Raw genomic sequence first — 26,151 nt, forward strand, 5'->3', positions numbered from 1 at the left:
CCGGCACTACTTACTGTATTTTTGGAGCTTATATTGTAATGTCTGTCTTGGAATATCAAGAAGTTCAGCGGCTTTTTTTATGTTTCCTCCCGAATGAGCTATCGCCTTATTGATGAGATTCATTTCCAACTCTCTAAGGTGGTCATTTAAACTTAAAGAATTCTTGTTCGCTGTTTCTCGGTTTCCTTCCATCATTTGTTTAAACATAATAGGCAAATCGTTAGATGTTAGGATTTTTTCACTGCTGATATTTACCATATATTCAATTGTATGTTTCAGTTCACGGACGTTGCCTGGCCACTGATGACGAACAAATGCCAATTCTAATTCTTCGTCAATCCCTTCAATTTCTTTACCAAGCTGTTTGTTGAATTTCTGAATGAAGAAATGAGTCAAATAAAGGATATCTTCTTTTCTTTCTCTTAGAGGGATTAAGGAAAAGGTAAATACATTCAAGCGATAAAATAAATCGGCTTTCAATCTATTTCCTTCCATTGCCTTACGGGGATGTTCATTCATTGCTGCAATGACGCGTACGTTTACAGAAATACTTTTTGAGCTTCCTATTTTTCGAATTTCACCATCTTCTAGTACTCTTAATAATTTTGCTTGTAACTCAATGGGCATTGCGTGCAATTCATCAAGGAATAAAGTTCCACCATCAGCGAGTTCAAACAGCCCTTTTCTTTCTACTGCACCTGTATAACTTCCTTTTGCTGTCCCGAAAAGAATGCTTTCAAGAAGTGTCTCTGGGATTGCAGCACAATTTTGAGCGATAAATGGACCAGATGCCCTTAAGCTATTTTGATGTATTCCCTGAATGAATAATTCTTTTCCAGTACCACTTTCTCCATATACAAGAATGGGAGAATCCGATTTTGCAAATAAGTTTGCTTTATCTTTAATACTCTTAAATTCAGGATTCACGGTCTTCAGATCATTCAAAGTGAATTTCGTATGCTTAGTATTCTCCGTGTTAATCGAATGCTTATTATGAATCCCCGATTGAAGTTCCAATAATCTTTCTGAAAGGACCTTCATTCTCGTATAATCCTTTGCAATCTCAGCTGCCCCAATCACTTTGTTATCAACTAATATAGGAATCGTTGTATTGATGGTCTCAATATCTCTTCCATGAATATTTTTATACAACTGAGGTTGGTTATAAATCGGCTTTTCTGTTTTGATCACCTTTAATAAAGTGCTTGTCTTATCAGTAAGAGATGGAAATACATCAAGTAGCTTTTTCCCTAATACTTCATCTACCAACATTCCATCATGTTTTGCCGCAACTTCATTATAATAAATGGTCACTCCATCATTGTTTACAACATGGATTCCCTCATCTATGCTTTTCAAAATTGCTCCTAAAATTTCTGATGTCATTGTCATTTCTTGATAATTTACCATTTTATCCCCCCCTTTCTAGAATATATGGAAAACTGCCGAAAAACTATCATTAAATGCCGAATTTTTGGCATTTTCTGAAAAATTTTTATAAAAATTATCCTTAATACCCAAAATGCAATTTTATCACCTCACTTCTTCTTCTCATAACACAAAGGCCCGACCATTTTATGGCCAGGCTTAAATGAAGACTTTTTTCGCATTGATTGTTGCTTTTCGGATAAAAATCTCTTCCAGCATTCTTTATGGTTTCGGGGCTCTTTTCGAGAAGTTCCTGAACCAAGAATTCTTAAATTATCGTAAAAATCCTGAAGCCGATTTTTACTTTTGCATGTGAAAGCAATAAAGTTTACATAAAGAGCCTATATGAAAGAATAAACTTTTTTATTAGTCACTGGCTACTTCGCACCATCTTGCTATCGTTAAAGCAATAATTTCACTTGCTTCAAATAAATCCTCTAAAATAATATATTCATCCGTTTCATGAGCAGTCGACGTTACTCCTGGACCAAACACAATAACAGGAGTTTTTCCTACTCTTGAAAGAATGCCACCATCCGTTCCCCATGGAGAAGCTTCGAGTAATGGTTCTTCTTGTTTAACTATTACATAACTTTCTTCTAGTACTTTAAGCAATGGATGATCCCTTTCGACACTTCCTGGAAGCCATCTTCCACCAAACCACTCAATTTGAAGAGGATTATCTATGAACCATGTATCTTCAACTTCTAAAAATTTAAGTTCATTTTCTAACTCTTTCTCTGCAGCTGCCATCGTTTCATCGGGTGAAACACCCATTCTGCCTTCAATTATGGCTATATCGGGAACTGAAGAAGGCCATTCACCACTTGAGAATTTCCCAATGTTTATGGGAATGGGGATTTTATCAAAGAGCGGATCATTAATGGCATTATTTCTTCGTCTTTCTAAAACTCGTAGTTTTTCAATGACGAGCATCGCTTTTTCGATGGCACTTACCCCTTCGTAGCGAGTTCCTCCATGTGCTGATCTTCCCTTTACAGTTATGCGAAACCACATTGAACCTTGTTGTATAGGAAATATTTTCATATTAGTGGGTTCAGGAATAATTGCACCATCAGCTTTATAGCCTCTAAGTACTGCTGCCAAGGTACCGGCACCACCACTTTCTTCTTCAATTACACTTTGAAAAATAATATCACCCTTTAACTTGATATCAAGTGCCGTTAAAGCCTCTATGGCCATTAGTAACGCTACGGTTCCCCCTTTCATATCTGTTGAACCTCTTCCATATAATTTCCCGGCTTCTATATGACCACTAAATGGATCTTGTGACCATTGTTCGTAATCCCCAACTGGCACGACATCTACATGTCCATTTAAAATAATCGATTTCCCTCCACCTGCACCTCTCAAAACTCCAACCACATTAGGGTTACCTTTAAAATCTTTTCGGTCGCAATGGTAAGAAGGATGATGTAGTAATTCTTCATCACCGATTTCCCATATATCAAGGCTCATCCCCAGCCTACGGCATTTTTCTATTATGATTGCTTGGGCTTTACTTTCGTTTTCCCTTGTACTATTCTCCTGTACAAGTTTTTGTAATAACCTTGCACCACGTGCACGATTTTCTTTTATCCAATCCTTAATTTTCAACTGCAATTCAATCACCATAAGTCCCTCCTATTCATCATTCATGCAAATTGTCATTGAAGAATCCCTTCATGTTTCAAAATGATAAAACGCATGATGTTGATTATATAAGTTCAAAGAATTTGAGAGTTAAGAATTGCAACCAGATTTATCATTCAGCTTTTCTATTTATTTATTTAATGAGGGATGTACCTAAAAAGGTCAGTATATTAAATTGTATGATACCTTTTATGAATCTTTCTTCTTCACGACAAAAAAACAGCCTTTTAAGAAGTGAAGTCTATGCATGGTAAAACAAAAAACAGATCCGCCTAACGGCGAATCTGTTTAAACCAATATTGGATTTTCTATCTTTTTAGCAACTTTCTTTTCAATAATATCCCTGGCAATCCAAACACCACAAGCACTGGCTTGAGCCAATCCACGTGTGATTCCCGCTCCGTCTCCACCAACATATAATCCATTAATTTCTGTTTCAAAGCGATCATTCAGCTTAGGACGTGCCGAGTAGAACTTTGCTTCTACTCCGTAGAAAAGAGTATGTTCCGATGCCAATCCTGGAGTAATCAAATTTAATGCTTCAGTCATCTCTATTAAACTCTTTAATGTGTTATATGGAAGCACTAAGCCTAGGTCACCAGGCACCGCTTCTTTTAATGTAGGTTCTAAGAACCCTTCTTTGATCCTTTTTTGAGTGGATCTTCTTCCCTTAAGAATATCTCCATATTTTTGAACAATGATACCGCCATTGGATAGACTGTTTGCAAGCCTTGATACTTCATGTGCATATTCGTTTGGTTTATCAAATGGCTCAGAAAAAGTATGGGAAACTAAAAGTGCAAAGTTTGTATTCGGGCTACCGAGTTTCGGGTCTTTATAAGCATGTCCATTCGCAAGCATGATACCAGAGTGATTTTCGACAACAACGTGCCCAGAAGGATTGCTGCAAAAAGTCCTTACTTTTGTTCCCACTGACGTATTAAATACAAATTTACCTTCATATAGATGTTCGTTTATTTCTTGCATCACAATGTTGGATGTTTCTACCCTTACACCTATATCGACTTGATTATTAATCATCCCTAATCTTCTCTTCTTCATTACCGTTTTGAGCCACTGTGAACCATCACGCCCAGGAGAAACGACTACTTGATCAGCAAAGATTTCTTCACCACCAGCAACCTTTACACCTACAACATAAAAACCTGATTCATTTTTTTCAGTAATGATATCTTCTACTTCCGTTTTGAAGACCATATCTATCTTAGTCTTTAAATATTCAAAAATATTTTTCAAGATTTGTAGGTTTTGTTCAGTACCCAAATGACGGACCTGTGCCCTTAATAATTTTAATCCCGCGGCATATCCTCGTCTTTCTATCTCACGGACTTTCTCAGTCATCGGATCTGTAATGCTTTCAGTCGCACCATGACTTAAATTGATTTCGTCAACATATTTAATGAGTTCGACAACTTGAGAATCTGGTAGATAATCAGTCATCCAGCCTCCAAACTCACTAGTGATGTTAAACTTCCCATCAGAGTATGCCCCTGCCCCACCAAAACCATTTGTAATGGAACAAGCAGGCAAGCATCCTGCAAAGTCCTTTCTCCCAGAAGCAGGGGGACACTTCACAATTTTCTTTTGGAGAATTGGACAATTTCTCATGTAAATATCATGACCTTTGTCAATTAATAGCACTCTAGCAGTAGGCATTTTTTGAGTAATTTCATAGCAAGTAAAGATTCCAGCCGGTCCAGCACCGACAACAATAACATCATAATTATTTTTCATAAAGTTCCAATCCTCCATACGAATTTCTTCCCATTGGTAAATATAGCAGATTAGCAATGATGGAGTCAATTTATTTTACGAACAATAATTTAAAAAACTAAATTTAATGTTCGTGTTTACACGGAATCACAAACACAAATATCGGATTATGTTAATTTTCATATAGAAAATACTAATCTACGAAGATTTCAAAAGAGTCGACAAATTCCCTCAAATACTGTTGTTACAAGTTTTCTTACTGAAAAAGGTGAACAGGGCAAAGAACTTGCAGTTATGGCTATATCAAAAAAATAGCCAGAGAGTTTAACATTAACTCTCTGACTGTTTTTTTGTTTTCATAGTTATTGGCTGTTTTCCCATTGATTGTTGCTTATCGGATCAAACTCTCTTCCCACATTTTTTATGGTTTCGGGGCTCTTTTCGAGAAGTTCCTGAACCAAGAATTCTTAAAAAATCGTAAAAATCCAGATGCCGATTTTTACTTTTGCATGTAAAAGCAACACAGTTTACGAAAAGAGCCTAGTTATTATAGAAGCAGCTAGCACCAATGATGATCAACAAGATGAAAAGGACCACAATTAGAGCAAAATTGTTGAATCCAGCACCCGCTACCGGATATCCATAGCCATAAGTACAGCAATTACCGTAATACATTTACATTCCACTCCTCAGTATGATTCGGATAATTCGTTTCAAAAATAAAATATGTACTAGGTGCTTGACTTGCATGTGCATTCGCCCAATGTAAGTTTAAATTTTGTATTGCCATTTTTCAAAATTATTCTTTTTACCTCCTTCTAAAATCTTCTTTAATCGTTTAAACTTTTATTTAACAGAAGTGAACACATAACTGGGGGTCAGAATGCAAAAGTGAAGATGAGAACTTCAATAAACATAGCATTATGTTTATGTCTGCTTACAATGGTATTCTTTGCTGGTAACTTGGCCAAAGCAAAATTTTCAAACCAAAATGACATGACGTTTTATGAAAAACTTGCCGCTGGAAAGAAAATTGATTACGTTGTAATAGGTGATAGTATCGGCAGAGGATCAGGAGCCGAGAATGAAAGTCTTACATGGTTTTCTCAATTAGAAAAGCTTTTGAGTTCACACTACAATGTACAGTTTAACAGACATTCCATTGTGCAAAGTGGTGCCACAGCTTTTGAAGGTATTGTAAAAATGGAGAAAGAATCACTTCCAAGTGATTTCGACATTGCTTTTATCGTCTTTGGTGAAAACGATAGAAAATATATGAGTGATAAACAATTTGCTTACTTTTACGAACTCTTGATTAGAAAGATTAAAGAACATAATCCTGATTCAGAGATTGTTACGATTACTGAAAGTTGTCTTAGCAATCAAAATTTTGCTGAAGTCATTAAAACCACATCAGACTATTACAAAACAGTTCATATTGATATGAGAATCCCCTTCGATGCTTCTGGTCTTAGTATAAAAGAACTTACGAAGGATGGGATTCATCCTAACGGTAAAGGATACAGTTTATATGCTCAATCCATTTTTTCTGTATTGGAAAAAGCTTCACTAAATTCTAGAGCCATTTCAATATATCCTCCTGAACCTTTACATACTGGGAGCGATAAGGTATTTACATTTATTACGTCCATTCAATCTAATAACGGCTTCCAATATAAAAAACCTTATTATACGAGTCTTAAGAATTCTGATTCTTTACAATATCGTTTTACAGGCTCCATGGTCGGTGTTACTGTTCTTAGGTCACCTAATGGAGGCAAGGTTGACGTTTTTATAGACGGTAAATTCAGCACCACCCTTTCAACATGGTGGCCATTTGAAAGGGTGAGACACCAATATATTTCGAGCGGATTGAAAAACGGAGAACACACACTTAGGTTTGTACATTCAAACGAAGTAAAAACAGGTACGGTAAAAATTTCATCCATCATTGTTCAAACACCACAAAGATAAAGAGGAGTTACATTATGAAAGCAATAATTAAGAATTTTATTAACGGAATATTAGTTTTTGTTCCGATAATTTTAGTCATTTTCGTCATTTATAAAACATTTATGTTTCTTGACAGTATACTTGGTGATACCTTAAGAACTCAGTTAAAGGAAGACTATATTCCTGGTATAGGATTATTGCTTACCCTCATCTTAATTACATTAATTGGCTGGCTATCTACTAAATTTATTATTGAAAAGATCATTCACATCTTCGATTTTACGCTCGATAGAATTCCAGTTGTTAAAACGATTTATTCAGTTATAAAAGATACTGTTCATTCATTTCTAGGTGAAAAAAAATCTTTTTCGAAGGTCGCTCTTGTTACCATGCCAGGTTCAGACATGAAGAACATCGGTTTTATTACTTCTGAAGACTTGGAACAATTTTATCATCCATTGAAAGAGCATGTTGCTGTCTATATTCCGCAAACCTTTCAAGTGGCTGGATTCACATTTCTAATTCCAAAGGAACGCATTGAAATTATAGATGTTAAAGCGGAGGATGCAATGAAATTCGTTCTATCTGGAGGAATGGCCTCAAAAGGTAAGTAATAAAAAACAGATACCAATGTAGGTATCTGTTTTTTGATGATATCTGATGATTTCCGCCTCAACTCCACCGACTAACTGTTAAGCCTTCAGGATATTTTACACCGCGAAATTGTGTCAGCCAATTTCGCGCATGAGTAAAGCGGCTTCGCTCAATATCATTTGTTAAAAATCACATTAAAACAAGACTAAGACTTTTATTCATTGTTAAATATGTCTTTAAATTGCGGATATCCTTCTTTTTCTAGTTCTTCTTTTGGAATAAATCGAAGGGCAGCAGAATTGATGCAATAACGTAATCCTGTCGGACCAGGACCATCATTAAAAACATGCCCTAGATGAGAATCAGCCGACTTACTTCTCACTTCTGTTCTGATCATAAAATGGCTGAAATCGGTCTTTTCTACGATTTCTTCCTCTTCAACAGGTTTTGTAAAACTTGGCCAGCCACAACCTGCATCAAACTTATCTTTTGATGAAAACAGTGGTTCACCCGAAACGATATCTACATAGATTCCTTCTCTTGTTTCATTCCAATAATCATTCCGAAATGGCGGTTCTGTTCCATTGTTTTGAGTTACTTCAAACTGAATTGGAGATAATTCTTTTTTCAGTCTAGACAAATCCTTATTTTGCATCGCTATCACCCCAATGTCTTTTTATGTGTGAAGCTCTTCCTGATCCTTGGTGGTAGGCTTCGTAATGAGCAGGATTTTTTTTATAATAATGCTGATGGTATTCTTCCGCTTCATAAAATTCGGAGGCTGGGAAAATAGGTGTAACGATAGGTTTGGAAAATCTTCCACTTTCCTGCAATTGTCGTTTGGATTCTTCGGCAAGTTGCTTCTGATTTTCATTATGATAAAAAATAGCCGTTTGATATGATTTTCCACGGTCGAAAAATTGTCCTCCTGCATCTGTTGGATCAATTTGTTGCCAATATAGCTCCAGTAATTTCTCATAAGGAAAGATATCTGGATCAAAGGCGATTTGAACCGCTTCATAATGACCGGTACTTTCAGAACAAACCTCTTTGTAAGTAGGATTTTTAGTTGTGCCACCTGTATAACCTGATACCACTTTATGGATACCTGGCTGTTCATCGAATGGTTTTACCATACACCAAAAACAACCACCCGCAAAGGTTGCAAGTTCATTTTTTGTTTCCATTGTCAGACACTCCTCCATACCCGAAATGGGTTTAAAAGTCTTATTGAAAGATTAACTGAAATTCACCTTAAAATACAAATAAAACCCCTTCAAATTTTGAAGGGGGATCCTCTTGACTATCTTTTTGAATGTTTGATTTGTTTATGAATGTTTTTCCATTGTTTCTTTTCTTCAAGTTGCGCACGTTTGTCTGTCTTTCTTTCAATATATGCTAATTCTTTCAAGAGCTTTTTATAACTTGCAAGTCTCTCTACAGGTAACATTCCGTTCTTGATTGATTCCTGAACAAAACATCCTGGTTCGTTTTTATGCTCACAGTCTCGGAAACGACAATTGTTAGCTAATTCTTCAATATCCGTAAACGTTTCTGATAAGCCAACAGGACTATCCCAAAGTTGAAGTTCGCGCATTCCAGGTGTATCTATTAGTACCGCACCATTAGCTAATTGAATCAACTCTCTATGTGTGGTCGTATGTCGCCCTTTATCATCATCTTCTCGTATTCCTTTAACAAGTTGTTTTTCAGTTCCTAATAACTTATTTGTAAGAGTAGACTTCCCTACACCCGAAGAACCTAATAAAGCAATCGTTTTACCAGCTTGTAAAAAAGGCTCCAGTTTTTCAATCCCCTCATCCGTCTGTGAGCTCAACGAAATAACAGGAACTCCAATCGCTACTGACTCAACTTCAGCAATCTTCTCCTGCAAATCATCTATACACAAATCCATTTTACTAAGGATGATTACCGGATTTGCACCACTTTCCCAAGCCAGGAGCAAATATCGTTCCATTCTTCTCAAATTAAGGTCATCATTTAATGAATTGACAAGAAACACGGTATCAATATTAGTAGCAATAATTTGTTCTTCCGCAGTTACCCCCGCGGCTTTTCTTGAGAATTTACTTTTTCTAGGTAATATTCGCTGAATTGTGCCCTTTCCTTCTTCAATTCTCGGACTGATGATAACCCAATCACCAACAGCGGGATAATCTTCCCGCGTACCCGCAGCAAAAGAGAATTTCCCGGAAACTTCACATAGGAGCTCACCGTTCTCAGTCCAAACTCGATACATGCGTTTATGTTCTAAAGCAACTCTGCCGATTATATAATCTTTTTCTAAAAATGTTTCAAAGTTTTGTTTTAAATCATTAGTTAATCCCATCGATAAGAAATTCATTTAGTTTCCTCCAGCTAATTTAATCAAAATAAAAAACCATAGGCACGCACAACCCATGGTTCATTAGCACGAAAAAACTAAAATCTTAAATAGGTTTTAGTAATCCGAATCCGATAGGGCTGTGCAAGAGATATTCACGACACTGAGTTTACGGTCAATTAATTTCATCATTACACTACACCCTCTTTCATATTAGTTAATATAAGTATATTCAATTAATTTTAAAAAGTAAACCTTTTTTAAATAAACAATTAATTAAAGTTGCACTAACTATAGAACACAGCATATTTTATAGACGATATCATGTGATGTTTGGAGGGGTTTATTGTGCCAGAATTGAATAAAATGAATTTTTACATCCATAAAGCAATCTCATATGATTCTCTTTCGTCATTCTTTAAATACAGAAATTCAAATCTCTATATCTTTTATTACTTTAAGCATTTGAAGTATTTACAAAAAGCGGCCAAATTTACACTGCATCCGAAATTGATCACTAGAGAATATACAAAAAAAGCTCATGTACGAATTTTATATACAGTCCCTGAGTCATTAAATGTCCGGATTCTTTTAAATGGAAGAGAAATCCTGACTGATGCATCATACAAAACCCTTAGTCACTATTTCGAAGTGGATGATGGTCACTGTCATATCGAGGTAATCGATTCAAGAAGCACGACGTATTTGTTGGACACAAAGGATATTCTCATCCACCCAGAAAATTACCATACACTTGCCATTGTTAAGAACTCAGAAGGTTACAAAATTTTAGATATACCTATGCAACGTAATATTCCAGTCGAGGAAACAAAACTGAGATTTGTGCATTTATCACCCGACTCCCCTACATTTGATATTGCCGTAAAAAAAGGTGATGTTGTTTTCCCAGAAGTGAAATTTGAACAAACCACAGATTATTTAGGACTGACTCCCATGTCGGTTGAACTCGAAGCTAGAATTACTGGGAGTAAGAATATCGTATTATCTTTTCCAAGCATAATATTAAAACCTGATCAAGCTTATACTCTTGTGGCAGTTGGCTTTGTAAAAGAGGAGCCTCTTCTTGAGGTTATTCTATTAAGAGACTAAACCTTTACTTTACTGGTACTAGTAAAGTAAACGATATTTGGTCGCTCTTTAAGTCAAATTCATTAACTTTTATCTTCGTGTCTGACTTCAACTTAATTTGTCCCATTGAAACGTAAATTCTTTCTTCATTTGGCTGAATTGCTACTCCATTTGGAAGCTTGTAGTTTTTCCGAATGAAGTTTAGAACATATGATACGGGAAGGTTAATCTTCCCAATTTTAATTGACTTTTGCTTTAAAATGAGATCACCATTATCAAGCGCTTCCGGTTCGAAAGTTAATTTCATATCAAGTTCTTCGCTAAAAAATGGGATTGTTCCATAAAGTTCAACCTCTTTGTCGAGTACGACTTGGTAGTCTACAGGACTCTCCCCTACTTCTTTTCGAAGGTACTCATTGATCAGCAAATTCAAATCTTTTTTATTTGAAGCTACCTGAAAAGAGACAAAGTTAGCTTTATTTTCTTTATTCACTAGCTTTTGATCCTTAATTGGTGCCTTTATCATTGCAAAAAGAACAAACATGACAATTAAATTAAGCCCTAACAATAAAAAGAAAGCCATTTTCCATCTATTCTTCATCACTATTTGCCCCCTTTTTAATTGCACTAAAAGCCTGTGCCCCTTTTTCAGTTAAGATGACCTCATGAAGAGTGTCATACACATTGTCAGCAATTAATGCATACCCCTCATTATTGGGATGGAAATAATCTTTAAATAACAATTCTTTCGATGACGATGAGAATAGTTCATCAACCTCTACAAAGTATGCGTTCCTGTAGTTACTCAATACAGACTGGCTTGTTGAATTCCAGTCTTCAATAATCTCATTCATTTCTTGGACATCGGAAAACCATTTTGTAAAAGGATTATATAGACCAATTAAGACAATAACGGAGTTTTCATTCTCTGCCCTTATTTCATTCATGATTTGAGTTAGATTTTTTTCATATTTGTCTTTTTGTTTTTTAAATTTAGAGATTTGCAAATCAGTAAAGTTATCTTTTATTACTTTCATTACGTCATTTCCGCCAACTGTGAGAATCACAAGGTCCGCATTACTCACTGCATTGGATACTTCACTTGATCGAAGCCTCGAAAGAACTTGGTCAGAACGATGTCCACTTACGCCATAATTATGAACTTGTACGCCTTTTATTCCTTTTTGGTCTTCAAGAAGAGATTGTAGGTATGGAACATACCCACCTTTTTCTGTACTATCACCCACACCTTTTGTTAAAGAATCGCCAGCAGCTACTACATCTATATCTCTAGGAAAAAAATCAAGTGGTATTTTTTCTTTTACAACTAAGTTTGTCTTTCTGTATTTATGTTCTTCAGCTTGCCCAATTTGGCTGCATGAACTTAATATCGAAGTAATAATGATTAAGATTGGGAATAGAAACTTCATTTTCAACACCGCCCCCATGAACTAATGTTATTATATCACTATGACCGTTATTCAAAACTTTTTCTGTTTAGTAAAAACATTCATAAAAAAAATAGACCTTCTAAAGGTCTATTCCAACGTTTTCATATCCTCAATGATTTCTTCAAATGGAACCTCATCCAAACCTGTATAATATTTCTTAATCGTGCCGTTTTGATCGATAAGGTAAAAATCAGTTCCGTGAATGACTTGATCTTCTTGTTCCGGTTTCTTAACAAGTGCTTTGAAATTTTTCAAAGCAAACTGCTCAATTTCCTGCTGGGTATAACCAGTAAGGAAGTTCCAATTCTTGAAATCGACATTAAATTTAGCAGCATAATTTTTTAATGCTTCTGGTGAATCGACAACAGGGTCTACACTAAAAGATACAAATTCAACATTTTTAATTCCTTCTTTTTTAACCAATTCTTGCAACTTGATCATATTGGCAGTCATAGGTAAACAAACGTCTTCGCAACTTGTGAAAACAAAATCTGCGACCCAAATCTTACCCTTTAAATCTTTCAAGCCATAGTTTTTATTATCTTGATTCTTATATGTAAAATCTTTAATTGGCCAATCTGTTGCATCCTTTATTTCTCCTTGTCCACAGCCAACTAACATAAAAGCAAGAAAAACCATACATATTATTAACCAACGTTGTTTCATTCATCTCCCGCCTTTCTCTACTTGATTATTTTAACAAACCTTGACCAATGAGGAAAGGCAATTGAGAGACATATTTTTTGGTTTCAATGTATTTTTGCAACAAAAAAGTCACCTCGACGTTGAGTCAGGATGACTTTCCATTTTGATATTTCATTGTCTTATAAAACGATTGAATAAACTTGGAATAATTGAATTTTAAAGCTACATGATGCTTCTTCCAATTAACTTTACCATTCGTCTTTCTAAAGTCGGCGGCACTTTGTCCGTAGGTACAGTCTTTTGTCACCGCAATACATACAGGTACTTCGGTATACATGATCTCCGCTTCATCCCTTACCGCCCAAAATGTCAAAAGGTCATGCAAAGGGCTTCCACTAATTGCCGGATTTGTTTTCTGATAAAATTTAAAATAGTAATCTACCATAGGTTTAATGATGAGACCTACTTTATCGTTCGTCAATTGGTAATACGTATGCAACTCATTAATCATCACAGGAGTTACAATTGCCGAGTTGGTTACATCTAATGGGATAATGTAGACAGGTTTTGGCGAAAGATTGATAACTATGTTAGCCGCATATGGATCTCCATAAAAATTTGCCTCTGCCATCGGAGTGACATTTCCAGGAACCTTAAAAGCCCCACCCATTATATAAAAATCTTTGATTTTTTTCATAAGCGACGGATAAAGGATAAAGGCTGTTGCGAGAGAAGAAAGTCTTCCTACATTTACAATAATGAGCTCATTCTCATACTTATTGATTAGATTCTTAATCTCATCAAAATTCTCAAAAACACCATCCACTTTAGTTTGTGGAATGATAGGCCCTAAACCTTCCAAACCATGAACCTCAGGATAATATTTGGGTTGTTCCCCTGTCAATGGAAGTTCTGCTCCACCAAGTACTGGGATATCTTTGATCCCAGTAAGTTCCTTTAAGAATCCAGCATTCCTTATTGCGTCCTCCCGTGATACATTTCCATAATCTGCGACGACACCCACAATCTGGATTTCTTCGGAGAAATATGCGTAAATGGCCGCAACAAAATCGTCAACCCCAAAGTCACTGAATAAAAGAACCTTTTTTTCCATCAGTTCCCCTCCTCATCATAAGGTATGGGATACAGACTTAAATAATATCTGTTTTATTATCTTCGCCATTCTCTCTCCATAAAGGGATGTAAATTTCAAAGCTAGTACCCACGCCCTTCACACTTTTTACGTGAATTTTCCCCTTCATTCTCTCGACAATTTGATAACAAACCATTAGACCGATACCCGTTCCTTTTTCTTTCAGAGAGTAGAAGGCTGTTCCAAGTCTAGACAATTCTTCTTCAGTCATGCCTATGCCGGTATCTTTAATTTCAAACACACAATAGGATCCTCGTGCATGAAGATTAAGTTCGAGAAGACCTCCACCCTCCAATGCTTCAATGGCATTCTTTAACATATTGATTAAGACCTGTTGTAGTTCACCCTTATTCGCTCTAATCTGTAATTCCTTTACTGCCGAATATTGCATTTGAATGTTCTTAGACATGATCGCGTATGTATTCATCAATTCCATTATCTTAAGAGACATTTCATTTGCAGATACCTTTTCCATTTTTTCGAAATCTGGTTTGGCCATCGACAAATATTCATTGATAATTACTTCTGCACGATTCATTTCTTCTATCATTAACTGAATGTACATGTGCTCTTCTTCATTTAAGTGATCTTTAGTTAAGAAAATTTGCAAGAAACCTTTTACAACCGTCATAGGATTTCTGATTTCGTGCGCAACTGATGCAGCCAATTGACCAATTGCATTCATTTTTTCAGCCCGTTGCAACTCTTTTTGCAAACGGGTATTTTCCATGATATGCTCCATTTCCCCGAGGGCCGCTTCTATTCGGTCTTTTGATTCAAAACCTTTCTCACCTGGCTGCATTTCATCATACGTATCAGATAGTTTTCTGAATAATTGTGATAAGTGATTTGTCATTAAATTAAAGCGCTCACTCAGAATTGTAAGGTCTGAAGGTTGCTTTATATGCAGCTTTACGTCAAAATTCCCATTACTCACTTCGTTTATTCCAGTAATGATTTCATTCACTGGAGCGAAGGTCTTTTTTAATCCCCACCTTAAAGCTGCGTAAACGATCGAATTAATCAGTATATAGGCAGTGATAATAAATGCACCCATTTGCCAATTATAAGACCTCATGACCGAAGCATCTACGTCTACACCCAAAACGGCAATTACATTTTGCTTTTCATCCATGATTGGGGAAAATGCTGTAATCCAAACTCCATAACGGTCTTTATAGATCTTAGTGCTCATCACTTTCTTTTGTTGGACAGCAGATTGAAATGCTTCAAGAAATATTGGTCCGGGTTGATAATTAGAGAAACTAATAAATTCCATTTCTTCATAATGTTTGGATGCAGCTAGAATTAACAATTTATTATCTTTAAATCTTATAGGTGAAAGTAAATAACCACCCAAATAATCAGAATTCTTCGTATTGATTAACGTAACAAGCTTATTCAGCCTCTTTACTGCAGGATGCTTCGGATCCTTTAACTCAAAACCCTTCTTGATGTCATCTCGTGGTATAGTCGTCGCCCATAAATTAGCTACTCCAACTGCCTGTCCAGTAAGCTGGGTTTCAAGTTGTTTGGCTTGATAATAATAAATAAAACTTGCAGTAAAAGATACGATTAAAAAAGAAATAAAGAATGAAAAAAGGAATATCTTTTTATATACTGGCAATTGCCTAAGAGCATTCTTTATAGGCATATGTAAAATCCTTCCCAATGACTTCATCTATTAAGAGATGATTTCGACATGAATTAACATAATTCCTTCTGATGAACTAACTCTCTCATCCTTTGTAGAAAAAATAAGGCTGTTTTAGTAAACTTTGTTACTATTATCAAAAAGATTGTGCTAGCTGATTTCCGCGCCAAGGATGCTCGCTTTCACAAAACTTATGTAAAAAACAACATTCTTTTAATTAAGAGCCAAAAATAAAAACAAAAACCGAACCATTAAAGGTCCGGCACTGAATATGTCTTAGTCGAAATAATACATTAAAGCAATTGTACCAGCACCTGTGTGGGTACTGATGGTAGGGGTCGTATATGAAATATCAATATCAGTGTATCCAGTTAATTTCGTTATCTCTTCCTTGACCTTGCTCGCTAGTTCATATCCTTCAGCGTGAACAAGACCGACACCTTTTATCGTCTTTCCTTTTACGTCTTCAACAATTTGTTTTGATAGATATTTGACTACTTGGCTATGGCTTCTCACTTTAGCAACAGGTGTATATTCTCCACCTTCAAGTGAAGCAATTGGCTTTATGTTAAGGAGTGAACCAATCATCGCTCTTCCTTTACCAATCCTTCCACCCTTTGCTAAATTCTCAAGAGTATCAACCATTATGAATAGTCTTGTATTAGAACGAATGACGTCAAGTCTTTCGAGAATTTCATCTGTACCTTTTCCTTCGCTAGCCATTTTAGCAGCTTCGATTACTTGGAAAGACAGCGCCAATGAAATGTAACGTGAGTCAACAACCGTCACATTGGATTTAGACATCTGCGCTGCACTTTCAGCAGATCTTACTGTCCCACTCATGCCACCAGTCATATGTATAGAGATAATTTCGTATCCTTCATCACCTAAGCGGTCATAAACTTCAAGAAATGCCCCAGTTGAAGGCTGAGAACTTTTTGGAAGCTCATTTGCTTCACTCATCCGCTTAATAAAATCTTTCGCATTGATGTCTATCCTATCCATGAAAGTTTCGCCATCAATAGTTATTGCAAGGGGTACGATTTCCAGGCCGTATTTCTCCACCAATTCTTCACTTAAGTCGACTGTAGAATCAGTCACAATTTTTATCTTCTTCAAAAGATCACTTCCTCAATCGTGCTTACACTATTATACATGACCTATCGAGGAGAATAAAACAAATACAGATAAATTGTAAAAATTCACTTCATTTCCATTTGAGAAAGAATAAATAAATTCTGCCTCCATAATTGAAATTTTAGATTTCCATAACCACAAAAAAGAGCACCGATAAAATCGGTACTCATTCTAACTAAGCATTATTCTTTAATTCCTGCGACTTAAAAAGCTGTTCATAATCAGGCCATCTAAGCACCTTTTTCAAATATTCCCGAAAAGAATAATTTCTCCTCAGGCTCTTCTCAGAATAAATCAATCTAATGAATTTTTGCAAACGGACTTGGATTATAAAAAAATAGCGATTATCTTCCTCCAATACAGGAATATCCATGACTTTTACCTTCTGTCCAACAGCATTTTTGAACTCTAGGCTTTTGAATAGCAAAATATCAATCCTCTTTTTCACCCGTTTGATTATATTATACATTAGATATACCACGAAATGTGTCTGATTATGCGCAGCTTCATAAATAATTTATGAACTTTTTTAATTTTATTTATTTAAAAAATTCACACATAGAAGTTGATATTTTGCTTTTTCTCCTCCTTAGTATTAAAACGATTAGTAAGAGTGTTATAAATTACTGTTTGATCTTTTCTTTTTTCTGCACTCTGATGGAATACGAATGTCATATCATGATTACAAATTGGACATAACCATGTCCCTCTTTCAGAACTGCTAAACGAAGGTTGATGGCAACTTGGACAAGTTTTTTTGAACAAAGGAATCTCTCCTTAATATATTTATCTTTAATATTGTGGCTTTGTTAATCTTGCCTGTTGATTTCCGCTCCAGTCGCTTGCTTTCCGGGACGAATTAGCAAATTCGTCTTGGGAGGGTTCGCCGAGCCTCCTTGTCGCTAATGCTCCTGCGGGATCTCGCCTATAACGCTAATCCCCCAAGACATTGATGATCTTCCTCGAAATAACCCACGCACGAAGAAAATGCGTTCGCACAAGGAAAGCATCCTCAAATTTACATCGCACGAAATGATGCGATAGCATCATTGAGGAATTTCGAGGAGTCAAGCGCCTTCCACTCCAATCAACAGAGTGCAGAAAATCAACATTGTAATTTAACAGAGCCTAAATTGGAATGGCGAGAGAAGCCCTGTGCCGCCAATTTCCGATCAGGGCTATTTCTATGCGTTTACATTCATTCTTTTTCTTATATACCTATAAGACTGAATTAATACCCCGCCCATTACAAAGATTAAACCAGTTACAAGATAATTAAACATATTTGTTGCAGTATTAGGTAACTCGCCGTTTCCTGGAACAGAAACAACTGTGTCACCCTTTGCCAAAAATTTCAGTTCTAGTTCACATTCCAATCCTTGAAATTCATTTCCTAAATAAGTGGGTACCTTAACTTGGAATGTTAATTTTTCTGAAGCAGTTTTTGCTAGGAATCTTGATTTCAAATCCTTCAAGTCTACAAGTTTTCCAGAATACAAAATTTTGTCAGCTGCAGAAACAACAACTATAAGTTCTTTGTATAGAACTTCTGATCCGGATTTCATTTTGAAGGTTGTGGAATAATTAAAATCTTCTTCACTTTTATTTATTACTGAAAATTCCTTTGTCTCTGTTCTTCCAGGAGCCATTTCCGTTATTTCAAAGAGTACTTTCTCTGGGAAAGTACTAATCTTTTCGCTACTTTCAGCACTAGCAATCGAAAAAGGGACAAAGAAAGCTAACGCTAATTGAAAGAAACATAGGATTGCTATTTTATGACTTTTCATTGTATACTCCCTTTATTTTATTCCGTTTAAATGAGACATAAGTTCTAAGGGGTTGTAGTCACCGGTTGAGAAACTTCACCATTAGTAGGTTCAGTTGGAGTGGATTCATCGCCACCTGTTTCAGTTGAGCCATTCTCTCCTTCTTGATCAGTAACTGGATCATCTTGCTTCGTTTCCGAAGATGTTGTTCCATCAGTATTTTCAGTATCTGCAGGTTTTTCTTCGGTGTCCGTAGTAGCATCCTTTTCTGTAGAAGGTGTTGATGGTGTTGCGTTTCCAGCGTCTGGTGCTTTTTCATTTACAGCAGGGATTTTCTCTGTTTCTAATGTTGGTTTAAGTTTTTCTTGGTTTAGAGGTACAGTAACGATTTGATCTATGTAACCCTCGAATCCAACGATACGATATTGTACATTCGTTAACGTTTTACCTTTTCCAAGAATTTCAGACTCCATTAGTTCAGTTGTGTAACTCTTACCCACGTCTAGTACAGTTGTATAGGTTTTTACTAATTTTTTATTTATCAATACCTCAATATTGAGAGGAATCGAAACTAATGACTTATTTTTTATAGATATTTGTGATTTGATCTTGGAATTCGGCTCATATTTTACCTCGCCAATTGCCATTTGTAGCATTTCTTCACTCGTAGCATTGTGGATTTGCCCTTTAGCAACGGAACTGTCCATTAACCAAGCAAAGGTTCCAGGAAGTTCTTGATAAATAATGGCTGTACCAAGATAAACCGCAAAACAGCTTGAAACGAATGCCATTTTTCGATTTCTTTTCTTAAGCCGTTTCCCATGCTTTGATTTTCTTGTTTCCATAAATCCTCCCTAGAGAAAAGACAGCTGTAAGGGAACTTACAACTGTCTTTAGTTACTTCATTATTTTAGTCTTCAGTAGTTCCGTTGATTTCAGATTGATACATAGCCCCATCATCAGTTTGCTTAGCTTCAACTTTGAATTCTGCGGTATAGTTCGCACCTTGGAAATCGTTACCAGCTTTTTCACTAAGCTTGACACCGAAAATAATTCCAATTTGTTCATCACTCTTAAGGTTCCAGAACTTCCCATTATCTCCATTACCTAACTTGATAACTTTGCTGTTAGAGCCGCCTTCCGCTTGAGCTTTCATGATTGTTTGAACTTGCTCATCAGATAAAACTCCTTCAACTACTTCGTAGTCAGCATTATCAGCTGCTTTAGCCATTGTCTTAGCAGGATTTGTTGTACCGTTTAAGATTCCGCCAAGGCGAAGCTTCCAGTCCTTAACTTTAAGGACACCTTCTTCCTTTTCCTTAAATTTAATAGCTAAGTATGCAACTTTGTACTTAGAAACATTTACTTCCTTATCAACGCTGTGAGAAAAAGTTGCAAGAAGTCTTTGATCAAGAGATCCTGTGTTTTCAACTGTATTCCATTCAGAAATCAATAATTGAGAAGGAGCGAAGTTCTCATGTGCGAATAGTGAACCCATCTCTCCTAAAGCTAATGTTCCGTTTGAAATGGTCCCAGATGCAGATTGTTCAGCAGTAAACCAAGAATATGTACCGTAACTTGCACCAACCACGAGTGTACCTGCTAATGCAGTACCTAATAATGCTTTTTTCAAACTTTTCACTAAAATCCCTCTCCTCTTATAAAAATATGATTGCTTAGACGAAGAATCATAGATATTTCTAGGTTTTCATCCGTCATCGCTCCCTTCCCCTAATAAAATGATTGTTAATTGTTCACATGTTTTTCTCTATTCAGAATTCCTGTACGTTCAAAGATTTCGATAATTAAGAATGCAAGCAGTGGGATTAAGATTAATAGAACAAAACCTATTGGACCTGCAACAAATTTTGCTACATACCCACCATTCGGAATAACGAACACCTGTACACCAACAATGTCAGATTTACCAACTAAGATACCGTCATCTACATTGTTGTTATCGCCCTTTGTTTTAAAGAATAATTTCCCATCCTTTTCAATGCTGTCTATAATGCGGTGAGTAACTAGAATTCCATCTGGATGTTTGTACGTAATCACATCATTTACGACAGCTTCATCATTCACGTTGATGATAATCACATCACCGGCATTAAATTTTGGCTGCATCGAATTTGAAAGAATGGATAGGGGTTTATATCCAAACACACTCGGAATTTTTTCCACATTCCCCTTAGATTGGAAAAAATAATAAACCATTGTAAGAACAAGAAGTCCAACACATATCAAAAATGTTGTAGAAACAATTTTTATTCCTTTTTTCAATCAATCACCCTCATTAATTGTTCAGTATTTCGAACATCCCATCCTCACTTATCTAAATTTCTTCAAAGTAAGATTATATGCGGATGTTCTTTTTAAAGAACCCTTAAATAGAGTATATGATATTTGCTATTCTATTGAAAAACATTAAAATCGACCAAATTTTCTCTAAAAAGAACGTTTTTCATGAATATTCTTACAATTGCTCCATTTTTCTCACTTTTTTGTTTTTTATAAAGAAATTTCGGTTCTTTATAATGTACTCTCAAGGAAACGAAAAACCTTCAAGCCTATGTGCTTGAAGGTTCTATCTTAAGAATTAAATTCTGTATCATCGTTTGATTCTTCTACCCATTCTTGATCATTCTTCAGTTTTCGCTTATACACAATTTTCGATAAGCTGATACTGATTTCATATAAGAATAATAGTGGAATTGTAACTAGGAAATCAGATATGAAGTCTGGTGGAGTAATGATAACTGCAATGATAATCAAAACAAAGTAGGCGTACTTTCTAATCTTAGCTAACACGAATGGATTAATGATTCCAAGGGATGTTAAGAACATAATGACAACAGGAAGTTCAAATAATACTCCAAAAGGAATGGTCATATTCATGACGAAACGGAAATAGTTTTCCGCAGTAAAATTGGTAACGAGCATATCTCCACCCAAGTGTACAACGAAATCAAGTACCATCGGAAAAATGATAAAATATCCAAAAGATAATCCTACAATAAATAAAACAAAAAGTGCGGGAACATACGATAGCGATATCTTTCGTTCATTCGGTTTTAATGCTGGTTTTACAAATAACCAGATTTGTAATGCTAGAATCGGAATAGTTCCTGCAATCGCAACAACACTTGCGAGCATCAAGTACACCCATATAATATCACCTGGTCCTAGAGCAATTAATTTCACTTCTAGATCACGGACAAACCAACTATAAATATCCTCAACGTATATGAATCCAAGAATAAAAAATAATACGAATGTAACGAGTGTTATCAAAATCCGTTTTCGTAATTCGTCTAAATGATCAATCAAATTCAGTTCCTTATCGTCCATTTTTTTCCCCTGCCATTTTCATTGCTTACTATATTTTCAAGAAAAAAGGTGCAAGATTGGTTATCTCACACCTTATTTAGTCAATTTTTTCTTTTCTTCTTCAATATCCTCAATTACATCGTTTGTTAACTCGCGTGTAGACTTCTTAAACTCCCGAAGTGTTTGGCCAAATGCTCGACCAATCTCAGGTAATTTTTTTGGTCCAAAGATAATTAAAGCTAATGTAAGTATTAATATTAATCCCGGTACACCGATATTAGAAAACATAGTTTTCATCCCTTTCAATAAACGTCATTATGAACGTAGTAACATTATAATATCTTAAATCTTATTTGAGTAAAAAGCAGATAAATGTTCATAAAAAGTTCACAATAAAATGACAAACATATAGTTATTTCAAAAGATTCGTCGTTGTAGTTCTTCATTACATTACTTCTCTACACAATGTATCAATTTATGCTATTTAAGTCAATGCATAGACAATTTGAATAAATAATCAGAATTATCAATTTATAGTTATGTTTTATTTGATAAAACCATCAATCAGTACATATAGTAAGAATAACAAGTCGGAGAAGGATGTGGAGTAGTTGGAATTTTCTCTAGATAGTTTTGATGGTGCATTGCCTGTGGAAATTACAATTGATGAAGACAATGGCCGATACATGATTAGAAAGAGCGACACGAGTGGAGAGTTTTTTAATACGCCAAAAGAATTAATTGAATGGATCAAGAAACATTTTCATGAAGAGGAATTCTGTCAACCACAGCAGTTTAGATTCATGCTAAAGAAACTTGATGAGTACGATGTAAATGGCGTTTTTTGAAAAGTCCAACTACAGATAAAGCATCAGCAAAAGCTGATGCTTTTTATGATGCTTTTTTCATTTGATCAAGATTGTCTATAATAATTTGCTTTGTATATTCTGCCAATTCTCTTAATTCAATGTCATTTTGTATATGTTTAATAATCGGTTTACCTATTTTCACATGAATTTCAGCAGGCTTAATTAGTCGCCCATTTTTCTCGAAAATATTGGAAGTTCCCTTAATGGAGATAGGCACAATTGGAACACCGGCATCTTTTGCGAGTCGGAACCCTCCTTGTTTAAATAAACCAATAGGACCTCCTTTACTTCTCGTTCCTTCAGGGAAAATGACAGTTGAATGGCCTTGCTTAAGGATTTCAACACCCTTTCGAAGGGAATTAAATGCTTGATCGCGATTTTTCCGATCTAGAAAAGTGCAGTTCATGACTTCCATCCAAGATGACATAATAGGAACTTTTTTTACTTCTATCTTAGATACAAACCCAAAAGGCTTATTAATATATCCTAACAGGACAGGTATATCAAAATTCCCTTCATGATTACAAACGAACACAACCGGTCCATCTGGAATATAAGACTCTCCTTCAATGTGTACACTCGAACCCGTAAGTTTCATAAAGGTTCTAGCCCAACTCTTCGGTACTTGATGAAGATATCTATCTCTTTCGTTAACAGTCATTTTAGGATCTAGTTTCTTAACTCTAAATAACTTAGGAATGCTGTAAAATAAAAACCCAGCCATATAAACAAAACAAATAATTAGCCTTAACAAAAAACCAATCCTCCATGGAGCACAAAACTCACCGAATCTTATTCATATCTTAATGGCATTAACGGCATACTTAAAGTTGTATCTTTCTTTCATAAATCAAGAATTCATAATCGTAAGGATTTTTTTCGTCCCTAATACCTTTTTCACTCGAGATAAGCTTCCATTCATCTAAAGGGAATTGTGGAAAATGTGTATCTCCTGGAAATTCTTCATGAATCATCGTTAGATATAATTTATCTGCGGCATGAAATAATTCATTAAAAATTTCAGCGCCACCGATAACAAAAATTTCTTCATTTGTTTGATCACTGTATTGGATAAGCTCTTCAATAGAATGCATGACTTTAAGGCCATCACTTTGAAAATGAGGATCTCTTGTAAGTACGATGTTTTCCCTGCCCGGAAGTAATCTACCAATAGATTCATGAGTTTTTCTTCCCATCACAACTGGATGCCCCATTGTGACTCTTTTAAAAAACCTTAAATCTTCAGGTAAATGCCACGGAAGTTTGTTTTGAAAGCCAATGGCTCGGTTTAGATCCATCGCCCAGATAAACGAAATCATACACTCACCACACCTTTAATATGAGGATGCGCATCATAACCTTCAAGGACAAAATCTTCGTACTTAAAACTAAAAATATCATCTACTTCAGGATTAATTTTCATCTTTGGCAACGGTTTTGGGTCTCTGCTCAATTGCTCTTTCACTTGTTCCATATGGTTGCGATAAATATGTGCATCACCAAAAGTATGAATAAACTCACCAGGCTTTAGTCCACATACCTGCGCTACCATTAAGGTCAACAAAGCATAAGAAGCGATGTTAAAAGGCACACCAAGGAAAACATCGGCAGACCTTTGGTAAAGTTGGCAAGAAAGTTTGCCTTCAGACACATAAAACTGGAATAAGCAATGACAGGGTGGAAGAGCCATTTTTTCAATATCAGCAACATTCCATGCACTTACAATCAGTCTGCGTGAATCTGGGTTTGTTTTGATTTGATTTATGAGTTGGCTAATCTGATCGACGGTTTGTCCGTCTGCACCATTCCATGAGCGCCATTGATGTCCGTAAACAGGTCCAAGTTCTCCGTCTTCATCAGCCCATTCGTTCCAGATTTTGACCCCGTTTTCCTGAAGATAACGTACATTCGTATCCCCATTCAAAAACCATAATAGTTCATGAATGATCGATTTTAGATGTAGTTTTTTGGTTGTAATTACTGGGAATCCCTCTTCAAGATCGAAACGCATCTGATAACCAAAAGTACTAACAGTCCCTGTTCCTGTGCGATCCTCTTTCGTTTCACCTGTTGTTAAAATGTGCTCGCATAGCTCGAGATATTGTTTCAAAATGTACACATCCTTTATAGACATTTAAATAAGTTTCATTCTACCAAATTGGAGGTCTCATTACTATTCTATTAAAGGTGATCTAAATTTTTTATAAAATTATAGGTCTTTGGCGCCTTTAACTTCAGATTGTTTCTTGTTTCTTGATTCAAAAAATACATTGAAAAAGCTTCAGCAAAATATTCTTCAGGAAAGTGTAAAAAGTATACACGCTGTGGAAATAATGCGTTTTTTTCATCGTTCCAGATTTCAAGGAAATGGCTATTATTTTTTAACCCAAATAAAACATATCTGTCTATGGAATGTGCCAATTCATGCAGCTCAAGATTGACAGAGCCGTGACCCATCCCTTGTTCACTAGATCCTATTTTAACGAGTACTGTCTTTGAACCACCGATTCCAGGTACATCGTCCCAAGTTGCATTACTTCTATAACCTCTTGGAACTTTACCTTTCAGATGCTTAGCAGTAGGATTGTCAGTCAGCTTGCCCGTAAATAACTTTACATGGATTCCTTCTTTCTGTACTTTCTCTAATAAGGGCCTTGGCAAGTGGTTTAGCCTATTGATAATTTGTGCCGCTTGCTTTTGGTCAAATGAACCTTCAGGCAAGAAAATAATTTCAGAGATTTCGGATTTACTCTGATTTTCTTCGAGCATGCTGTACAGATCAGAATTCGTAGGGAAATTCACCAACTTGATTCCTTCAATAGAAGCATGTGAAATGGAATAGATAGATGAAAATATTATTATGTATACAATCAATACCGTCCATTTTCTCATCTTCATTCCCCTAAACTATCTGTCTATTTTGATAAATTATATCATAATAGTATTATAGATTTAGTGAGAATGAGAAAAAATTGTTTTCCATTTTAAGCTAAAAAGCCGCCGTAAATGAACTGCCCCGTAAATGTTAGACACTAACCTAACATTTACGGGGTGTTTTTGTGTCCAAATTTAAAGCGGAAGATAAGATACAAATTGTATTAAGGTATTTAGAGGGAAATGAAAGTTTTGAAAAAATTGCGGAAGAAGTAAGAGTTAGTAAATCCATTATCAGGGGATGGGTTAGGCTTTATGAACAACAAGGTCTGGAAGCATTTATTAAGTCCTATACAAATTATTCTGGGGAATTTAAACTAAATGTACTCAATTATATGAACGAAAAGGGTACATCTTCTTATGACACAGCTGCCATTTTCAATATTTCTTCACCTGGTATGGTCCGAAATTGGAGAA

General features: G+C 35.7%; 29 protein-coding genes. 5 read left to right on the plus strand and 24 right to left on the minus strand.

What is annotated here, in order from left to right; translation table 11 throughout:
* Positions 1-6 precede the first annotated feature (6 nt).
* From BMZ31_RS11940 to BMZ31_RS11955, 4 genes are all read right to left on the minus strand, one after another.
* A complete protein-coding gene (locus BMZ31_RS11940) occupies positions 7-1,410 on the minus strand; it encodes a sigma-54 interaction domain-containing protein (RefSeq protein WP_302846847.1) in 1,404 nt (467 codons plus the stop codon).
* Between the two features lie 384 nt (positions 1,411-1,794).
* Positions 1,795-3,063, minus strand: coding sequence for a peptidase (locus tag BMZ31_RS11945; RefSeq protein WP_090831959.1), 1,269 nt, complete (start codon positions 3,061-3,063; stop codon positions 1,795-1,797).
* 306 nt (positions 3,064-3,369) lie between these two features.
* Positions 3,370-4,836 (minus strand): NAD(P)/FAD-dependent oxidoreductase, encoded by a 1,467-nt coding sequence (locus BMZ31_RS11950; protein ID WP_090832027.1) that lies wholly within the window; start codon positions 4,834-4,836, stop codon positions 3,370-3,372.
* 519 nt (positions 4,837-5,355) lie between these two features.
* Complete coding sequence (locus BMZ31_RS11955; protein ID WP_090831960.1) at positions 5,356-5,490, minus strand: YjcZ family sporulation protein; 135 nt, start codon at positions 5,488-5,490, stop codon at positions 5,356-5,358.
* A gap of 321 nt (positions 5,491-5,811) precedes the next feature.
* Between BMZ31_RS11955 and BMZ31_RS11960 the strand changes: the two genes are divergently transcribed.
* Together BMZ31_RS11960 and BMZ31_RS11965 are read left to right on the plus strand one after the other, a co-directional pair.
* Positions 5,812-6,789: an SGNH/GDSL hydrolase family protein gene (locus BMZ31_RS11960; protein WP_217644041.1), complete on the plus strand. Its 978-nt coding sequence runs from the start codon at positions 5,812-5,814 to the stop codon at positions 6,787-6,789.
* 14 nt (positions 6,790-6,803) lie between these two features.
* Complete coding sequence (locus tag BMZ31_RS11965) at positions 6,804-7,382, plus strand: DUF502 domain-containing protein (RefSeq protein ID WP_090831962.1); 579 nt, start codon at positions 6,804-6,806, stop codon at positions 7,380-7,382.
* Between the two features lie 194 nt (positions 7,383-7,576).
* Here the strand turns inward: BMZ31_RS11965 and msrB are convergent, their stop codons facing one another.
* From msrB to rsgA, 3 genes are all read right to left on the minus strand, one after another.
* Complete coding sequence (gene msrB, locus BMZ31_RS11970; RefSeq protein ID WP_090831963.1) at positions 7,577-8,017, minus strand: peptide-methionine (R)-S-oxide reductase MsrB; 441 nt, start codon at positions 8,015-8,017, stop codon at positions 7,577-7,579.
* Entirely contained in the window at positions 8,007-8,549 is a 543-nt protein-coding gene (gene msrA / locus BMZ31_RS11975) for a peptide-methionine (S)-S-oxide reductase MsrA (protein WP_090831964.1), read from the minus strand. Before msrA ends, msrB begins: the two co-directional genes overlap by 11 nt.
* A gap of 116 nt (positions 8,550-8,665) precedes the next feature.
* Positions 8,666-9,727, minus strand: a complete 1,062-nt coding sequence (gene rsgA, locus BMZ31_RS11980) for a ribosome small subunit-dependent GTPase A (RefSeq protein ID WP_090831965.1) — start codon at positions 9,725-9,727, stop codon at positions 8,666-8,668.
* A gap of 345 nt (positions 9,728-10,072) precedes the next feature.
* On the opposite strand from rsgA, the gene BMZ31_RS11985 reads away from it, so the two are divergent.
* Complete coding sequence (locus tag BMZ31_RS11985) at positions 10,073-10,816, plus strand: DUF4397 domain-containing protein (RefSeq protein ID WP_139206612.1); 744 nt, start codon at positions 10,073-10,075, stop codon at positions 10,814-10,816.
* Positions 10,817-10,820: 4 nt separating this feature from the next.
* Here the strand turns inward: BMZ31_RS11985 and BMZ31_RS11990 are convergent, their stop codons facing one another.
* The 13 genes from BMZ31_RS11990 to BMZ31_RS12055 all read right to left on the minus strand — a co-directional run bounded on the left by BMZ31_RS11990 (position 10,821) and on the right by BMZ31_RS12055 (position 22,219).
* The gene (locus tag BMZ31_RS11990; protein ID WP_175478089.1) at positions 10,821-11,396 is read right to left on the minus strand and encodes a YpmS family protein; all 576 of its coding nucleotides are present in this window, start codon (positions 11,394-11,396) and stop codon (positions 10,821-10,823) included.
* The gene (locus tag BMZ31_RS11995; protein ID WP_254778770.1) at positions 11,386-12,225 is read right to left on the minus strand and encodes an SGNH/GDSL hydrolase family protein; all 840 of its coding nucleotides are present in this window, start codon (positions 12,223-12,225) and stop codon (positions 11,386-11,388) included. Before BMZ31_RS11995 ends, BMZ31_RS11990 begins: the two co-directional genes overlap by 11 nt.
* A 108-nt stretch (positions 12,226-12,333) precedes the next feature.
* Positions 12,334-12,912: an SCO family protein gene (locus BMZ31_RS12000; RefSeq protein WP_090831969.1), complete on the minus strand. Its 579-nt coding sequence runs from the start codon at positions 12,910-12,912 to the stop codon at positions 12,334-12,336.
* Positions 12,913-13,036: 124 nt separating this feature from the next.
* Positions 13,037-14,005: a nucleoside hydrolase gene (locus BMZ31_RS12005; RefSeq protein WP_175478090.1), complete on the minus strand. Its 969-nt coding sequence runs from the start codon at positions 14,003-14,005 to the stop codon at positions 13,037-13,039.
* A gap of 37 nt (positions 14,006-14,042) precedes the next feature.
* The gene (locus tag BMZ31_RS12010) at positions 14,043-15,698 is read right to left on the minus strand and encodes an ATP-binding protein (protein ID WP_254778772.1); all 1,656 of its coding nucleotides are present in this window, start codon (positions 15,696-15,698) and stop codon (positions 14,043-14,045) included.
* A 276-nt stretch (positions 15,699-15,974) separates the two neighbouring features.
* Positions 15,975-16,817, minus strand: coding sequence for a DegV family protein (locus BMZ31_RS12015; RefSeq protein ID WP_090831971.1), 843 nt, complete (start codon positions 16,815-16,817; stop codon positions 15,975-15,977).
* 193 nt (positions 16,818-17,010) lie between these two features.
* The gene (locus tag BMZ31_RS12020) at positions 17,011-17,262 is read right to left on the minus strand and encodes a DUF2535 family protein (RefSeq protein WP_090831972.1); all 252 of its coding nucleotides are present in this window, start codon (positions 17,260-17,262) and stop codon (positions 17,011-17,013) included.
* A gap of 757 nt (positions 17,263-18,019) precedes the next feature.
* A complete protein-coding gene (locus BMZ31_RS12030) occupies positions 18,020-18,622 on the minus strand; it encodes a hypothetical protein (protein WP_090831974.1) in 603 nt (200 codons plus the stop codon).
* 44 nt (positions 18,623-18,666) lie between these two features.
* Positions 18,667-19,446: a hypothetical protein gene (locus tag BMZ31_RS12035; protein WP_090831975.1), complete on the minus strand. Its 780-nt coding sequence runs from the start codon at positions 19,444-19,446 to the stop codon at positions 18,667-18,669.
* Positions 19,447-19,511: 65 nt separating this feature from the next.
* Positions 19,512-20,243 (minus strand): hypothetical protein, encoded by a 732-nt coding sequence (locus tag BMZ31_RS12040; RefSeq protein ID WP_090831976.1) that lies wholly within the window; start codon positions 20,241-20,243, stop codon positions 19,512-19,514.
* Positions 20,244-20,347: 104 nt separating this feature from the next.
* Positions 20,348-20,884, minus strand: a complete 537-nt coding sequence (locus BMZ31_RS12045; protein WP_090831977.1) for a signal peptidase I — start codon at positions 20,882-20,884, stop codon at positions 20,348-20,350.
* A gap of 309 nt (positions 20,885-21,193) precedes the next feature.
* Complete coding sequence (gene tatC, locus BMZ31_RS12050) at positions 21,194-21,952, minus strand: twin-arginine translocase subunit TatC (protein WP_090831978.1); 759 nt, start codon at positions 21,950-21,952, stop codon at positions 21,194-21,196.
* Between the two features lie 72 nt (positions 21,953-22,024).
* Positions 22,025-22,219: a twin-arginine translocase TatA/TatE family subunit gene (locus tag BMZ31_RS12055; RefSeq protein WP_090831979.1), complete on the minus strand. Its 195-nt coding sequence runs from the start codon at positions 22,217-22,219 to the stop codon at positions 22,025-22,027.
* A gap of 323 nt (positions 22,220-22,542) precedes the next feature.
* Between BMZ31_RS12055 and BMZ31_RS12060 the strand changes: the two genes are divergently transcribed.
* Positions 22,543-22,779, plus strand: a complete 237-nt coding sequence (locus BMZ31_RS12060; protein ID WP_090831980.1) for a hypothetical protein — start codon at positions 22,543-22,545, stop codon at positions 22,777-22,779.
* A gap of 43 nt (positions 22,780-22,822) precedes the next feature.
* Here BMZ31_RS12060 and BMZ31_RS12065 read toward each other — a convergent pair whose 3' ends face one another.
* The 4 genes from BMZ31_RS12065 to BMZ31_RS12080 all read right to left on the minus strand — a co-directional run bounded on the left by BMZ31_RS12065 (position 22,823) and on the right by BMZ31_RS12080 (position 25,692).
* Positions 22,823-23,554: a lysophospholipid acyltransferase family protein gene (locus BMZ31_RS12065; protein ID WP_090831981.1), complete on the minus strand. Its 732-nt coding sequence runs from the start codon at positions 23,552-23,554 to the stop codon at positions 22,823-22,825.
* 70 nt (positions 23,555-23,624) lie between these two features.
* Complete coding sequence (locus BMZ31_RS12070; protein ID WP_090831982.1) at positions 23,625-24,119, minus strand: dihydrofolate reductase; 495 nt, start codon at positions 24,117-24,119, stop codon at positions 23,625-23,627.
* Positions 24,116-24,910, minus strand: coding sequence for a thymidylate synthase (locus tag BMZ31_RS12075; protein WP_090831983.1), 795 nt, complete (start codon positions 24,908-24,910; stop codon positions 24,116-24,118). Before BMZ31_RS12075 ends, BMZ31_RS12070 begins: the two co-directional genes overlap by 4 nt.
* A gap of 71 nt (positions 24,911-24,981) precedes the next feature.
* Complete coding sequence (locus BMZ31_RS12080) at positions 24,982-25,692, minus strand: anthrax toxin lethal factor-related metalloendopeptidase (RefSeq protein ID WP_090831984.1); 711 nt, start codon at positions 25,690-25,692, stop codon at positions 24,982-24,984.
* A 167-nt stretch (positions 25,693-25,859) separates the two neighbouring features.
* Here BMZ31_RS12080 and BMZ31_RS12085 point away from each other — a divergent pair.
* Positions 25,860-26,151: helix-turn-helix domain-containing protein (locus BMZ31_RS12085; protein WP_139205947.1), on the plus strand; the 292-nt coding region annotated here is incomplete at its 3' end.

Origin of the sequence: Bacillus sp. cl95, from assembly GCF_900115925.1 — a bacterium.
GTDB lineage: Bacteria > Bacillota > Bacilli > Bacillales > Cytobacillaceae > Neobacillus_A.